Annotated in this window: 9 protein-coding genes and 2 pseudogenes; 5 read left to right on the top strand and 6 right to left on the bottom strand. The window is 70.4% G+C overall.

Features of this window, described 5'->3' with window-relative positions; translation table 11 throughout:
• Positions 1-13: 13 nt before the first annotated feature.
• Positions 14-331 (bottom strand): annotated as a pseudogene (locus ACWC5O_RS36760) (transposase); the annotation flags it as partial.
• Between the two features lie 323 nt (positions 332-654).
• Here ACWC5O_RS36760 and ACWC5O_RS36755 point away from each other — a divergent pair.
• Positions 655-3,291, top strand: coding sequence for a SpoIIE family protein phosphatase (locus tag ACWC5O_RS36755; protein WP_450590303.1), 2,637 nt, complete (start codon positions 655-657; stop codon positions 3,289-3,291).
• Positions 3,292-3,518: 227 nt separating this feature from the next.
• Positions 3,519-4,562, top strand: coding sequence for an NAD(P)-dependent alcohol dehydrogenase (locus tag ACWC5O_RS36750; RefSeq protein WP_450590225.1), 1,044 nt, complete (start codon positions 3,519-3,521; stop codon positions 4,560-4,562).
• A 32-nt stretch (positions 4,563-4,594) separates the two neighbouring features.
• On the opposite strand, the gene ACWC5O_RS36745 is transcribed toward ACWC5O_RS36750, so the two are convergent.
• The 3 genes and pseudogenes from ACWC5O_RS36745 to ACWC5O_RS36735 form a co-directional block, all read right to left on the bottom strand.
• The gene (locus ACWC5O_RS36745) at positions 4,595-5,014 is read right to left on the bottom strand and encodes a VOC family protein (protein WP_450590226.1); all 420 of its coding nucleotides are present in this window, start codon (positions 5,012-5,014) and stop codon (positions 4,595-4,597) included.
• Positions 5,015-5,044: 30 nt separating this feature from the next.
• Positions 5,045-5,514, bottom strand: a pseudogene (locus ACWC5O_RS36740) (hypothetical protein); the annotation flags it as partial.
• Positions 5,515-5,580: 66 nt separating this feature from the next.
• Positions 5,581-6,021 (bottom strand): VOC family protein, encoded by a 441-nt coding sequence (locus ACWC5O_RS36735; protein WP_450590227.1) that lies wholly within the window; start codon positions 6,019-6,021, stop codon positions 5,581-5,583.
• A gap of 699 nt (positions 6,022-6,720) precedes the next feature.
• Here ACWC5O_RS36735 and ACWC5O_RS36730 point away from each other — a divergent pair.
• Positions 6,721-9,723: a bifunctional [glutamine synthetase] adenylyltransferase/[glutamine synthetase]-adenylyl-L-tyrosine phosphorylase gene (locus ACWC5O_RS36730; protein WP_450590228.1), complete on the top strand. Its 3,003-nt coding sequence runs from the start codon at positions 6,721-6,723 to the stop codon at positions 9,721-9,723.
• Positions 9,724-9,728: 5 nt separating this feature from the next.
• On the opposite strand, the gene ACWC5O_RS36725 is transcribed toward ACWC5O_RS36730, so the two are convergent.
• Together ACWC5O_RS36725 and ACWC5O_RS36720 are read right to left on the bottom strand one after the other, a co-directional pair.
• Positions 9,729-10,595: a phosphatase PAP2 family protein gene (locus tag ACWC5O_RS36725; protein ID WP_450590229.1), complete on the bottom strand. Its 867-nt coding sequence runs from the start codon at positions 10,593-10,595 to the stop codon at positions 9,729-9,731.
• Positions 10,596-10,663: 68 nt separating this feature from the next.
• Positions 10,664-11,698, bottom strand: a complete 1,035-nt coding sequence (locus ACWC5O_RS36720) for a LacI family DNA-binding transcriptional regulator (RefSeq protein ID WP_450590230.1) — start codon at positions 11,696-11,698, stop codon at positions 10,664-10,666.
• A gap of 435 nt (positions 11,699-12,133) precedes the next feature.
• Here ACWC5O_RS36720 and ACWC5O_RS36715 point away from each other — a divergent pair, with 435 nt between their 5' ends.
• A complete protein-coding gene (locus ACWC5O_RS36715) occupies positions 12,134-13,405 on the top strand; it encodes an extracellular solute-binding protein (RefSeq protein WP_450590231.1) in 1,272 nt (423 codons plus the stop codon).
• 97 nt (positions 13,406-13,502) lie between these two features.
• On the top strand, positions 13,503-14,507 hold the full coding sequence (locus ACWC5O_RS36710) for a carbohydrate ABC transporter permease (RefSeq protein ID WP_450590232.1): 1,005 nt from the start codon (positions 13,503-13,505) through the stop codon (positions 14,505-14,507).
• Positions 14,508-14,516 lie beyond the last annotated feature (9 nt).

The following is a 14,516-nucleotide window of genomic DNA, read 5'->3' as shown; positions in this document are numbered from 1 at the left end:
CAAGTCCAGACGAAAGACCACACTGTTCGAGGATCTTCCAGGTCTTCATCCGGGCGAAGGCGTGCTCGACGCGGGCGCGGACTTTGCGGTGGGAAGTGTTGGGTTCCTCCTTCCAGGCCGGGAGCGCGGTCTGGCCTTTCTCGCGGCGGTGCGGGATGACCAGGCCGGTGCCCCGGTAGCCGCCGTCCGCGATGACCGTGGTCTTGCCGATGGCCTCTTCTGCACCGGACAGCTCCCATGCCTTGCAGTCGTTGCGGTTGCCCGGCAGTGGCCGGCCGACGGTGACGACGAGCCGGGTGTCGGCGTCGATGGCGACCTGGTGGTTGACGGGACAGCTCTTATTAGGGCCAAATGGCGGTGACATCGGCATCCCGTACTTCACTGCTCCCGGCAGGAGCGAAAGGTACGGTATTAAGACGATGTGATCTATCGAGGAGGCCTAGAGCGTATCCGGTGACATGGGTGGGCGATTGGTCATCTGAGTGACACGCCCAATCAAGCCTCATGCCATTGATTTCCTGGACGCCGGTGCCCTGAACCCAGACACAGTGAAGATTCTGCTTATGTTTGACGGGGTTTCGGATTTCGATCGCCCAAGGCTGGGTGAGTTTGTCGGTGGTCGTGGTCCTGCTGGTCGTGGCCGCCGTGGGGGTCATGGTGCTCCAGGCGGCAAATGGCGCCTTGCAGCAGGGGCGCAGGGAGTCGATCGTCGCGGCGCAGTCGTTCGCGAGTGCTCCTGGCGTGGCCGAGGCGCTGCAGAGCCCGGATCCGACGGCGGTGCTCCAGCCCCGGGCCGAGGAGGCGCGGAAGCGCGCGGGCGTGGACTTCGTCATCGCCATGAACACGGACGGGATTCGTTACACGTATCCCTACCCGCGGGAGATCGGGAAGAAGTTCGTCGGCACCATCGAACCGGCGCTGAAGGGCCGTACCGTCGTCGAGCAGGCCGGCGGGCCGCCTCTGCCCGCGGGCAAGGGGACGGACGTGCAGGCGGTGGTCCCGGTGACCGACTCGCACGGCAAGGTGGTCGGCCTGGTCTCCGCCGGAATCACGGTCAGGAACGTGGCGGTGCTGTGGCTGCCAGAGCTGCCGATCATCCTGGGCAGCGGCGTGGCAGCGCTAGCGCTGGCCGTGACGGGAACGACGCTGGTGTCCCGGCGGCTGCGGCGGCAGACGCACGGCATGGCGCCGGCGGAGCTGGCGGAGCTGTACAGGCACCACGACGCGGTCCTGCACGCGGTGCGGGAAGGAGTGTTGATCACCGACGCCGACGGGCGACTGCTGATGGCCAACGACGAGGCGACACGGCTGCTCGGACTGCCGGCGGACGTGCGGGGGCGCCCGGTGCAGGAGCTGGGACTGCCGGAGCCGATCACGCGTCTGCTGTCGTCGCCGGAGGCGGTCACCGATGAGGTCTGTCTCGCGGGGGACCGGTTGCTGGCGGTGAACAAGCGGCCGACGTACCCGCAGGCCGACCCGGAGGGCAGCGTGGTGACGCTGCGGGACACCACGGAGCTGGCGGCGGTCTCGGGGCGGGCCGAGGTCGCGCGGGAGCGGCTGAAGCTGCTGTACGAGGCCGGGGTGGGGATCGGGACCACGCTGGATGTGGAGCGTACGGCCCAGGAGCTCGCCGACGTGGCGGTGCCGCAGTTCGCCGACCTCGTGACGGTGGACCTGCTCGAAGCGGTGCTGCGGGGGTGGGAGCCCACCGCGGAGGGCTGGCGGCATCTGCGCCGGGCGGCGATCGGCGGCGAGCAGCGGATGGTACCGGTGTATCCGCTGGGGGAAGTGATCACGTTCTCGCGCCGAACGCCGCAGATGCGGTCGCTGCAGGAGCGACGGGTCGTGCTGGAGGAGGACCTGCGGCAGGCGCATGGCTGGCGGGAACAGGATCCGGAGCGCGCCGGCAAGGCCCTGGAGCGCGGGTTGCGTTCGCTGGTGGCCGTGCCGCTGCGGGCGCGGAACGTACCACTGGGCGTGGCGAACTTCTACCGGACGGTGGATTCCCCGGCGTTCGAGCCGGAGGATCTCACCTTCGCGGAGGAACTGGCCGCCCGGGCGGCGGTGGCCATCGACAACGCCCGGAGGTTCACCCGGGAGCACGCGATGGCGGTGACGCTGCAGCGCAGCCTGCTGCCGCGGCGGCAGCCGGAGCAGGACGCACTGGAGGTGGCCTGGCGGTATATGCCCGCGGAGGCGGGGGTGGGCGGTGACTGGTTCGACGTCATCCCGCTTCCGGGCGCTCGCGTGGCTCTGGTGATGGGTGATGTCGTCGGTCACGGGTTGCACGCGGCGGCGACGATGGGCCGGCTGCGCACCGCGGTGCACAATTTCTCCACCCTGGACCTGCCCGTGGACGAGGTGCTCGGGAACCTGGACGACCTGGTCGTCCGCATGGACAACGAGGAGAACGCGGACGATGCCAGGGAAGGCCAGGAAGGCGAGGGCGTGACAGGAGCGACCTGCCTCTACGCGGTCTACGACCCGGTGACGGAGGCCTGCACGATGGCCCGTGCGGGGCATCCGGAGCCGGTGGTGGTGCGCCCGGACGGGACGGTCACCTGTCCTGACGTGCCGGTCTCGGCGCCGCTCGGCCTGGGCGGCTACCCCTTCGAGACCGTGGAACTGTCCCTGCCGGAGGGTTCGCAACTGGTGCTGTACACCGACGGCCTCGTCGAGGACCGTACCCACGACATCGACGTCGGGATGGAGCGACTGCGCCGGGCGTTGGGCGGGTCCGGGGGCCGCACGCCGGAGGAGACGTGTCGGGCGGTGATCGACTCGTTGAAGCCGTCACACTCCTCCGACGACATCGCGCTGTTGACGGCACGTACCCGGAGGTTCCCGCGCTCGGATGTGGCCATGTGGGACGTGCCGCCGGACCCGGCGGTGGTTCCCTCGGTGCGGGCGCGCTGCCGGGAGACGTTGCTGGAGTGGGGGCTGGAGGAGACCGCATTCGCCACGGAGCTGATCGTCAGCGAGTTGGTCACGAACGCGATCCGGTACGGCTCGCCACCGGTCGGCGTACGGCTGCTCCACGGACGCTGTCTGATCTGCGAGGTGTCGGACGGAAGCGGCACGTCGCCGCGCATGCGGCGGGCGGCGACCACCGACGAAGGCGGGCGGGGGCTGTTCCTGGTGGCGCAGTTCGCCCAGCGATGGGGGACGCGGTACACCACTCACGGCAAGGTCATCTGGACGGAGCAGTTTCTTCACGACGGCGCATCCGTCGCCTCGGGCCTCGCCCCGGTCGACTTTCTTCTCGACCAGTTCGATGATCCTGGCCTGTGAGCCGGAAGTTGAGAAAGGGACGCGCACTCCTTGCCTGGCCTCATCAGTCGGGCGTGCACACGTCTTGGTCCCGGGTGAAGCTGGTGTCGTGCCGCCCCCACGGCGCTTCGCAGCCCGGCTCCTGAAGCCGGCCGCCACCCGCTCGGGTGGCTCGGGCCGAGGGTGTGGCGCAGGGTGGAGATGTCCGCTGTTGCGACCCACGCACCCTCGAAGTACGGGAGAGACACGTGCTCACCGTTCCCGCCTACGCCGCGACGTCCGCGACCGAACCGCTCATCCCCACGACCGTCGAGCGACGGGACGTGGGCCCGCACGACGTCCTGATAGAGATCAAGTACGTAGGTATCTGCCACTCGGACATCCACAACGTCCGCAGTGAATGGGGCCCGGCGTCCTATCCGATGGTCCCCGGCCACGAGATAGCCGGCGTCGTCGCCGAGGTCGGTTCCGAGGTCACCGCGTACGCTCCCGGTGACCGAGTCGGCGTCGGCTGCATGGTCGACTCCTGCCGGGCGTGCGAACCCTGTCTGAGGGGCGAGGAGCAGTACTGCCTGAACGGCAACACCCTCACGTACGGCTCCGTCGACGAGGACGGCACCCTCACACAGGGCGGCTATTCCACGCACATCGTCGTCAACGACGACTTCGTCGTCCGTGTCCCCGACGCTCTCGCCCTGGACGAGGCCGCTCCACTGCTGTGCGCGGGCATCACCACGTACTCCCCGCTGCGACGCTGGGGCGCGGGTCCCGGCAGGAAGGCCGCGGTCGTCGGGCTCGGCGGACTCGGTCACCTGGCGGTCAAGATCGCCCACGCCCTGGGTGCGGAGGTCACCGTCCTGTCCCAGTCGCTGAAGAAGATGGACGACGGCCTGCGCCTCGGCGCCCGCCAGTACTTCGCCACCAGCGACCCGGCCACCTTCGAGCAGCTCGCCGGTGCCTTCGACCTCATCGTCAACACGGTCAGCGCGCGAGTCGACCTGGACTCCCACCTCGGGTTGCTGAAGCCGGGCGGAGTCCTGATCAACGTCGGTGCTCCCCCCGAAGCGCTCTCACTGAACGTGCTCTCCCTCGTCATGCACGGCCGCATCTGCGCCGGTTCGCTCATCGGCGGCATCCGCGAGACCCAGGACATGCTCGACTTCTGCGGCGAACACGGCATCGGCGCCGAGGTCGAGATCATCCCGGCCGCGAAGATCAACGAAGCCTTCGAGCGGATGCTCGCCTCGGACGTGCGCTACCGCTTCGTCATCGACACCTCGACGCTCGCCTGACCGGCGCCCCGGAGAGGGTTGCGGGTGCCCCCTCAGCGGATGGGCTGGCCGATGCCCATCAGGTTGCCCTCACTGTCCCGGAACCAGGCACCACGCTCGCCCCGGGCGCCCTTGCTCGGGTAGTTGCCGTCGATCTCGGCGATGCCGTCCCGGGTGTGGAAGCCGGGTTGGTCGACCTCCTCGAAGACCGCCCCGCGCCGCCGCAGCTCCGCGACGACGGCCTCGATGTCCTCGACCTCCCAGGCCATCTGCGTGAAGGTGCCGGGCGAGCATCCCGACGAGCGGAACACGACGAAGTCCGTGCCCCCGCACCGGTACAGCAGCCCGCCCGGGCGTTCGTCGACGGGCTCCAGACCGAGCACCTCGGAGTAGAAACGGCGGGCCCGGTCCAGGTCCTGGGCGGGCAGCCGGGTGGCCACACGGCCCTGGGCCAGAAGGTCTGTGTCGTCCATGTACCTACTGTGACCCGCCCGCTGCTCCGATCAGCGCAGGAACGCGGGCGACACCGCCGCCTTGCTGATCCGCCGGGACTGCCCCGACCCGTCCGCCGGAACCTCGCGGCTCGGCGAGGGGAGTCTCGCGCATCGCGCGCAGGCCGAGGACGTACAGGCGCCGAGGGGCGTTCTTGGCAGGCCCTTGACCCGCTTCTTGTACGCGACGCGGGTGCCGTCGGGGGAGAGGGGGGCACTCGACGTTCGTGTGCAGGGTGGTGACCGTGCGCGTGTGCAGGTCGCCCCGGACCAGATGGGAGCTGCCCTTGGTCGCCGGCGTCGCGGTGGGGGGAGACCCGGGCCCGGGAGGGGATGCCCGGGACGTCGTAGTGGTCCCGGGTGCGGAGACGGGAGTCCAGGATCAGGGCGCGGTAGGTGACCGAGACCGGGTCGGGCACCGCCTGCAGGCAGACTCCGGTGCCCGAAGTGCCCGAGGCGGTGCGCGGCCCGCCCGGGACCGAGGGCATGCGCGCGTCAACATTCCCCCGCTCCCTGTCACTCAACCCGGAGGATGAAGACCACGTGAACTACTTCTCCCGGTGGGCCAGTGCGGCGAGCACCTGATGCAGCGGCTCGGTGACCCGCCGCTTGTACTCCTGGATGGCCCACCCGTTCCCGTCCGGATCCTTGAAGTACATGAACGTGGCCCCGTCCTGAGGCGCGAACTGCACCGGCTCACTCACCTCGAGCCCTCGCGCGGTCAGTTCCTCGTACGCGGCCTTGGCATCCGTCACACACAGCTGCATCCCGTGGTACGTCCCCGGCCGAGGCGTCCCCGTGGGCACCTGCAACCCGTCGACGAGCGCGATGGAACACCCCGACCCGGGCGGCGTGAGCTGCACGATCCGCACGCCCTCCATCACCTCACCGTCGAGATCGACGTGAAAGCCGACCTTGTCCCGGTAGAACTCCTTGGCCCGGTCCACATCGGACACGGGCAGCAGGATCACCTCGAGCGTCATCTCCATGAAACGACTCCTCCCCGTCTGACTGAACGTCGCCCCCTTACCGAAGCCGAAAACGGCGCCCGGTGCCACCAAAACCGAGAACCTCGCCTGCCCACTGCGGCCGTCCTTCCGGCCGTACCGCGCCCCCACGACGCCGCACCCGCGCACGGCGGGGAGGGGACGCGCCGGGTGGTGTCCGCTCGCGGCGGCCGGCGAGAACTCGGTCAGGACTCACCCCACAGCCCGCCGGACCGAGGACGGACACCACCCGGCGCGGCCCCGGCCCACCCACCACAACGGACGCGACCCAAGCCACGAAGCACCCGCAGGGGCCGCCGCAGGCATGGCGCACCGCACCGCGCGCCCGAACGGGCTGCCGCGGGTGCGGGGCGCGAGCCGCGATGCGCCGTGCAACTGCCGCGGGTGCAGGGCGCAAGCCACGACGCACCGTGCAGGCTGCCGCCGGGAGGAGGCGCCCGCGTAGGGGAGCCGTGCGGCTCGCCGCAGGCGCGAGGCGCCCGCACAACAGGCTGCCGCTGGGAGGAGGCGTCGGCGTAGGGGAGCCGTGCGGCTCGCCGCAGGTACGACGCGCCCGCGTAGGGGGGCCGTGCAGCCCGCCGCAGGCACGACGCACCAGCACAACGGAGCCGCCCATGCGCCGCAGGCGCCCTCTCCGGTTACGCTCTGGCCAGGACGACCGCGATCCAGGGGAGGCCACGGATGACGCCGGGGCGCAGGAGCAGTACCTTCACGCGACTGCTGCGGCACGGCTTCACCGACCCCTCCGCCGCCGAGCGTCTCCTGGAGAGCGGCGAACTGGCCCCCCTCCGCGACGATCCCTTCCTCCTGGAGGCCCTGGGCGCCACCGCCGACCCCGACCTCGCCCTGCACGGCCTGGTCCGCCTCCTGGAGTCCCAGCCCGCCCCCACCGCCCGCCGCGAACTGCTGGACACCCTGATAGCGGCCAAGCCCCTCCGGGACCGCCTCCTGGGCGTCCTCGGCGCCTCCGCCGCCCTCGCCGACCACCTCGCCCGCCACCCCAGCGACTGGCAGGCCCTGGTCACCTACGAGCCCCGGGACCTGCACCCGGGCGTGGAGGAGTTCGAGCGCGGCCTGGCCGAGGCCGCCGACCCCATCTCCCTGCGCGTGGCCTACCGCCGCTGCCTGCTGTCGATAGCGGCCCGTGACGTGTGCGGCACCACGGACCTCCACGAGACCGCAGCCGAACTGGCCGACCTGGCCACGGCCACCCTCCGCACGGCCTTGGCCATGGCTGTGGCCGCCGCCCCCGGGGACGCCGCGGTGTGCCGCCTCGCGGTGATCGCGATGGGCAAGTGCGGCGGCCACGAGCTGAACTACGTCTCGGACGTGGACGTGATCTTCGTGGCTGAGGCGGCCGAGGGCGCGGACGAGGGAAAGGCCCTCAAATCCGCGACCAAGCTGGCCTCGCACATGATGCGGATCTGCTCCGAGACGACCATCGAGGGCTCGATCTGGCCGGTGGACGCCAACCTCCGCCCCGAGGGCCGCAACGGCCCCCTCGTCCGCACCCTCAGCAGCCACCTCGCCTACTACCAGCGCTGGGCCAAGACCTGGGAGTTCCAGGCCCTGCTCAAGGCCCGCCCGGTGGCCGGGGACACCACCCTGGGACAGGCGTACGTCGACGCGCTCGAACCCCTCGTCTGGAAGGCGGCCGAGCGCGAGAACTTCGTGGCCGACGTGCAGAAGATGCGCCGCAGGGTGGTGGAGAACATCCCCGCCGCGGAGGTCGAGCGCGAGCTCAAACTGGGTCCCGGCGGCCTGCGGGACGTCGAGTTCGCCGTCCAGCTCCTCCAGCTGGTGCACGGCCGCACCGACCCCTCCCTGCGCAGCGGCACCACTCTCGACGCCCTCCAGGCACTCGCCGCCGGCGGCTACGTGGGCCGCGAGGACACCGCCCGCCTCGACGAGGCCTACCGTTTCCTGCGCTCCATGGAGCACCGCATCCAGCTCTACCGGCTGCGCCGCACCCACCTCGTCCCCGAGGCGGAGGCCGACCTGCGCCGCCTCGGCCGCTCCCTGGGCCTGCGCACCGACCCGGTGGCCGAGCTGCAGCGCGAGTGGAGGCGGCACACCGGTGTCGTACGCCGCCTGCACGAGAAGCTCTTCTACCGCCCGCTGCTCGACGCCGTGGCCCAACTCGCCCCCGGCGAGGCCAGGCTGAGCGCGGAGGCGGCCCGCGAGCGCCTGGTCGCCCTGGGCTACGCCGACCCGGCCGCCGCCCTGCGCCACCTGGAGGCCCTGGCCTCCGGCGTGACCCGCAAGGCGGCCATCCAGCGCACCCTGCTGCCCGTCCTCCTCGGCTGGTTCGCCGACTCCGCCGACCCGGACGCGGGCCTGCTCAACTTCCGCAAGGTCTCCGACGCGCTCGGCAAGACCCCCTGGTACCTCAGGCTCCTCAGGGACGAGGGCGCGGCCGCCGAGAACCTGGCCCGCGTCCTGTCGGCGGGCCGCCTCGCCCCCGACCTGCTCATGCGCGCCCCCGAGGCGGTGGCCCTGCTGGGCGACGGCGACGGCGGCGGCGGTCTGGATCCGCGCGACCGCGCCCCGCTGGAGCAGGAGATCCTCGCCGCCGCCGGCCGCGCCGAGAACGCCGAGCAGGGCGTCACCGCGGCCCGCGGGGTCCGCCGCCGCGAGCTGTTCCGTACGGCCGCCGGGGACATCGTCTCCTCGTACGGCACCGAGACGAGCCCCGCCGAGGCCGACCAGGGCGCCCTGGTGGACCGGGTCGGTGCCGCCGTCTCCGACCTGACCGCGGCCACCCTCGCGGGCACCCTGCGCGCGGTGGTCCGCGACGGCTGGGGCGACACCCTGCCGACCCGGTTCGCGATCATCGGGATGGGCCGTTTCGGCGGCCACGAGCTGGGCTACGGCTCCGACGCCGACGTGCTGTTCGTGCACGAGCCGCAGGACGGAGTGGACGAGCGGGAGGCCGCGGAGGCAGCGAACAAGGTCGTCGCCGAGATGCGCCGCCTGCTGCAGCTGCCCAGCGCCGACCCGCCGCTGCTCATCGACGCGGACCTGCGCCCCGAGGGCAAGTCCGGCCCGCTGGTGCGCACCCTGAAATCGTACGAGGCCTACTACCGCCGCTGGTCCCTGGTCTGGGAGTCGCAGGCGCTGCTGCGGGCCGAACCGGTCGCCGGTGACGAGGACCTGGGCCGCCGCTTCAGGGAACTGATCGACCCGCTGCGCTATCCGGAGCGGGGCCTGGGCGACGACGCGGTGCGCGAGATCCGCCGGCTGAAGGCGCGGATGGAGGCCGAGCGCCTGCCGCGCGGCGCCGACCCCAGGCTGCACACCAAGCTCGGCCCCGGCGGGCTGTCCGACGTCGAGTGGACCGTCCAGCTGATCCAGATGCGCCACGGCTGGCACGAGCACGGCCTGCGCACCACTCGCACCCGTGAGGCCCTGGCCCACGCCCACGCGGCCGGGCTGATCGCCGCCGAGGACGCGGCCGTGCTGGACGAGGCCTGGGTGCTGGCCACCCGGGTGCGCAACGCGGTCATGCTGGTCCGCGGCCGGGCCGGGGACACCTTCCCGACCGAACCCCGCGAGCTGGCCGCGGTCGGCCGCTACCTGGGCTACGGCGCCGGGCACGCCGGGGACATGCTGGACGCCTACCGCCGTACGACCCGCAGGGCGCGCACGGTCGTGCAGGACCTGTTCTACGCGGACGGAAGCTGAGCCTTCTACGCGGACGGCAGCCGAGCCGGCGCGGCGGCCCGGGCAGGGGCCGGCACCAGCCTCGGCAGGGCGTACGGCAGGCTGCCGTACCAGAGCAGGGCCACCGTGAAGCCGAAGGCCAGGCAGAGGACGCCGCCCACCGCGTCCAGCCAGAAGTGGTTGGCCGTGGCAACGATCACCAGCAGTGTGGTCGCCGGGTAGAGCAGGCCCAGCACGCGCACCCACGGCACGGACGCCAGCGCGAAGATCGTAAGCCCGCACCACAGCGACCAGCCGATGTGCATGGACGGCATCGCCGCGTACTGGTTCGACATGTGCTTCAGGTCGCCCGAGGCCATCGAGCCCCAGGTGTGGTGGACCGTCACCGTGTCCACGAAGCGGCCGCCGTTCATCAGCCGGGGCGGGGCCAGCGGGAACAGGTAGTAGCCGACGAGCGCCACTCCCGTGGCCGCGAACAGCGCCAGCCGGGTCGCCGCATAGCGGCCGGGATGCCAGTGGTACAGCCACACCAGAACACCCAGCGTGACCACGAAGTGCAGCGTGGCGTAGTAGTAGTTCATGCCGATGATCAGCCAATTCGCCGCGTTCACGGCGTGGTTGACCGACTCCTCGACAGCGACGCCCACCTGGCGCTCCAGACGCCAGACCCAGTCGGCGTTGCGCAGCGCCTGGGCCTTCTGCTCCGGGACCGCGTTGCGGATCAGGGAGTACGTCCAGTAACTCACCGCGATGAGCAGGATCTCGAACCACAACCGGGGTCTGTGCGGGCGGCGCAGCCGGTGCCGTAGACCCTGTCTGTCCTCGCCCGTGACGGCCTGCGGAACGGCCACCTCCTCGCGACCTTCCGATTCTGTCACGGTCGAGTCACTCATAGGCACAGAGTCTGCCAGAAAAGGCTTCCTCGCCAGATCATCCCAAGGTTGGGTCCGCCCCGCACGTTCTACGACATGCGGAGGACATTCGGCGCCGAAGCGGTCGAACCGCGCACCACCAGCTCCGGCATGAACACGAACTCGCTGTGCGGCGCGGGCGTCCCGCCGATCTCCTCCAGCAGCGTGCGCACCGCGGCCTGACCCATCGCCGGGACCGGCTTGCGGACCGTGGTCAGCGGCGGGTCGGTGAAGGCGATCAGCGGGGAGTCGTCGAAGCCCACCACGGACACGTCCCGCGGCACCTCCAGGCCCAGCTGCCGGGCCGCCCGTATGGCGCCGAGCGCCATCATGTCGCTCGCGCACACCACCGCGGTGCAGTTGCGCTGGATCAGCGCGGTCGCGGCCGCCTGACCACCCTCCAGGGTGTACAGCGAGTGCTGGATCAGCTCGGTCTCGATCGTCTGGGCGCTCAGCCCCAGCTGGTCCTGCATCGCCCGTACGAAGCCCTCGATCTTGCGCTGCACCGGCACGAACCGCTTCGGGCCGAGCGCGAGACCGATCCGGGTGTGGCCCAGCGACGCCAGGTGCGTCACCGCCAGCGTCATCGCGGCCCGGTCGTCGGGGGAGATGAATGGCGCCTGCACCTTCGGCGAGAACCCGTCCACCAGCACGAACGGCACACCCTGCGCCCGCAGCCGCTCATAGCGCTGCATGTCGGCGGTGGTGTCGGAGTGCAGTCCGGAGATGTAGATGATCCCCGCCACCCCGCGGTCCACGAGCATCTCGGTCAGCTCGTCCTCCGTCGACCCGCCCGGGGTCTGGGTGGCGAGCACGGGGGTGTAGCCCTGCCGGGTCAGCGCCTGGCCGATGACCTGGGCGAGGGCGGGGAATATCGGGTTCTCCAGCTCGGGCGTGATCAGGCCCACCAGGCCCTCGCTGCGCTGTCGCAGCCGGACGGGTCGCTCGTAGCCGAGGACGTCCAGCGCGGCGAGCACGGACTGGCGGGTGGTGGCGGCGACGCCCGGCTTCCCGTTCAGGACCCGGCTGACCGTCGCCTCGCTCACCCCCGCCTGCGCTGCGATGTCGGCAAGCCGTGTGGTCACGACACCGGACTGTACCGGTCGCGTCTCCCCTTGGACACCGACCGAACGCCGTGCGCGCGCGGTCCCACGGCCCGCTGTGGGTTGCTGCGTCATCGCGCTCCCTCGTCCTTCTGGGTTTTCGTCCGGACGGTGTCCGCTTCGCAAGGGAATGATCCCGGTGCCGGAAACCGATGGCAAGGCCTTGCAGAGTCTTGCACACGTGTCCGTCAACCCGCTGAGCGGCTGCGTATGGATAGCAATGCGATTCCGCCCAGGTCACAGCGAGGTAACCGCCGTGTTCTCTTGCACTTTTTTTCTGCAAGGTCTTTCGCAACGCTTACATCGCTGTTACGTTCCAGTCGCCCGGCGGCCGCAACGGCGCAGTCGGCAAGACCGCGGGGACGGCGGACGGGACCCTCCCTGCATCACACGGGCTTTAACCCTCAAGGAGAACTCATGCGGCGTGGCATAGCGGCCTCCGCGCTGGTGGCGTCCCTCGCCCTGGCGGCGACGGCGTGCGGCGGGAGCGACAGCGACAGCAAGTCGGACGGCCCGGTCACCATCACCTGGTGGGACACCTCCAACGCCACCAATGAGGCGCCGACGTACAAGGCACTGGTCGCGGACTTCGAGAAGGCCAACCCGAAGATCAAGGTCAAGTACGTCGACGTCCCCTTCGACCAGGCGCAGAACAAGTTCGACACGGCCGCCAGCTCCAAGGGTGCCCCGGACGTCCTGCGTTCCGAGGTGGGCTGGACCCCCGCCTTCGCCAAGAAGGGCTACTTCCTGCCGCTGGACGGCACCGAGGCCCTGGCCGACCAGGCCAAGTTCCAGCCGAACCTGATGAAGCAGGCCCAGTACGAGGGCAAGACCTACGGCGTGCCCCTGGTCACCGACACCCTCGCCCTGGTCTACAACAAGGCCCTGTTCAAGAAGGCCGGCATCACCGAGGCCCCCAAGACCTGGGGCGAGCTGAAGACCGACGCCGCCAAGGTCAAGGCCAAGACCGGCGTGGACGGCTACTGGGGCTCCACCCAGGCCTACTACGCCCAGTCCTTCCTCTACGGCGAGGGCACCGACAGCGTCGACGTCGCCGCCAAGAAGATCACCGTGCAGTCGGCCGCCGCCAAGAAGGCCTACGGCACCTGGCTGAGCCTGTTCTCCGGCAAGGGTCTGCACAAGGCCGACACCACCGCGGACGCCTACGCCCACATCCAGGACGCGTTCGTCAACGGCAAGGTCGCCGCGATCGTCCAGGGTCCCTGGGAGATCACGAACTTCTACAAGGGCAAGGCCTTCACGGACAAGTCCAACCTGGGCATCGCCACCGTCCCGGCCGGCTCCACCGGCAAGGCGGGCGCCCCGACCGGCGGCCACAACCTCTCGGTCTACGCCGGCTCCGACAAGGCCCACCAGGCCGCGGCGCTGAAGCTCGTGAAGTTCATGACCTCGGCGAAGACCCAGGAGGCCATCGCCCTGAAGAACTCCACGCTGCCCACCCGCTCCGACGCCTACACCGCCCAGGTCAAGGCCGACCCCGGCATCGCCGGCTACCAGAGCGTCCTCTCCGCCGCCCAGCCCCGCCCGGCGCTGCCCGAGTACAGCTCCCTGTGGGGTCCGCTGGACACCGAGCTGCCCAAGATCGCCGGTGGCAAGGAGTCGCTGGACAAGGGTCTGAGCAACGCCGAGCTGGCCATCGCCAAGCTGGTGCCCGACTTCAGCAAGTGAGCCCGGGTGGCCGTCGGATCCTCCCGAGGGGGGAAGGATCCGGCGGCCACCGGCCTGTACCCAGCCCAACCCCTGAACCATCAGAAGGTGTCGAACCATGACAGTCGCCATCGACCGCGCGACCGGCAAGCGCCGCGGTGACCGCGCGCCTCGGCCCGGGCTGGGGCAGCGCATCAGGAACGGCTACCAGAAACACTGGTACGCCTACGCGATGATCGCCCCCGTGGTCATCGTGCTCGGTGTCATCGTGGGCTACCCCCTGGTGCGGGGCGTCTACCTGACCTTCACCGACGCCAACAGCCTCAACTCGGCGCGCACGATCGGCGTCAACCACATCGCCGCCACCTACAAGTTCATCGGGCTCGACAACTACAAGGACATCCTGTTCGGCCCGACCTCGTACGACCGCTTCTGGTCGCACTTCCTGTGGACCGTCTTCTGGACGGCGGCCTGTGTGTTCCTGCACTACACGATCGGCCTCGGCCTCGCGCTCATGCTCAACCAGAAGCTGCGCGGCCGCACCTTCTACCGGCTGATGCTGGTCCTGCCCTGGGCCGTGCCGACCTTCGTCACCGTCTTCTCCTGGCGGATCATGCTCTCCGACTCCGGCGTGCTCAACCAGTTCCTCGACGCCCTCCACCTGCCCCAGCCGCAGTGGCTGGAGGACACCTTCTGGCAGCGGTTCGCCGCGATCATGGTCAACACCTGGTGCGGTGTGCCGTTCATGATGCTCTCGCTGCTCGGCGGTCTGCAGTCCATCGACTCCTCGCTCTACGAGGCCGCGGAGATGGACGGCGCCAGCGCCTGGCAGCAGTTCCGGCACGTCACCCTGCCCGGCCTGCGCTCGGTCAGCTCCACCGTGGTGCTGCTGGGCATCATCTGGACCTTCAACCAGTTCGCGATCATCTTCCTGCTGTTCGGCCCCACCGGCGCCCCCGACGCCCAGATCCTCGTGACCTGGTCCTACTTCCTGGGCTTCGGACAGCAGCCGCGCGACTTCGCCCAGTCCGCCGCGTACGGCGTACTGCTGCTGTCGATCCTGACCGTCTTCACCTCCTTCTACTTCCGCTGGCTGAAGCGCAATGACCAGCTCGCCGTCTGACGCCGCAGG

Source organism: Streptomyces sp. NPDC001450, assembly GCF_053597295.1.
Note: the sequence above shows the minus strand (reverse complement) of the source record. Positions and strands in the feature narration are given on the sequence as shown.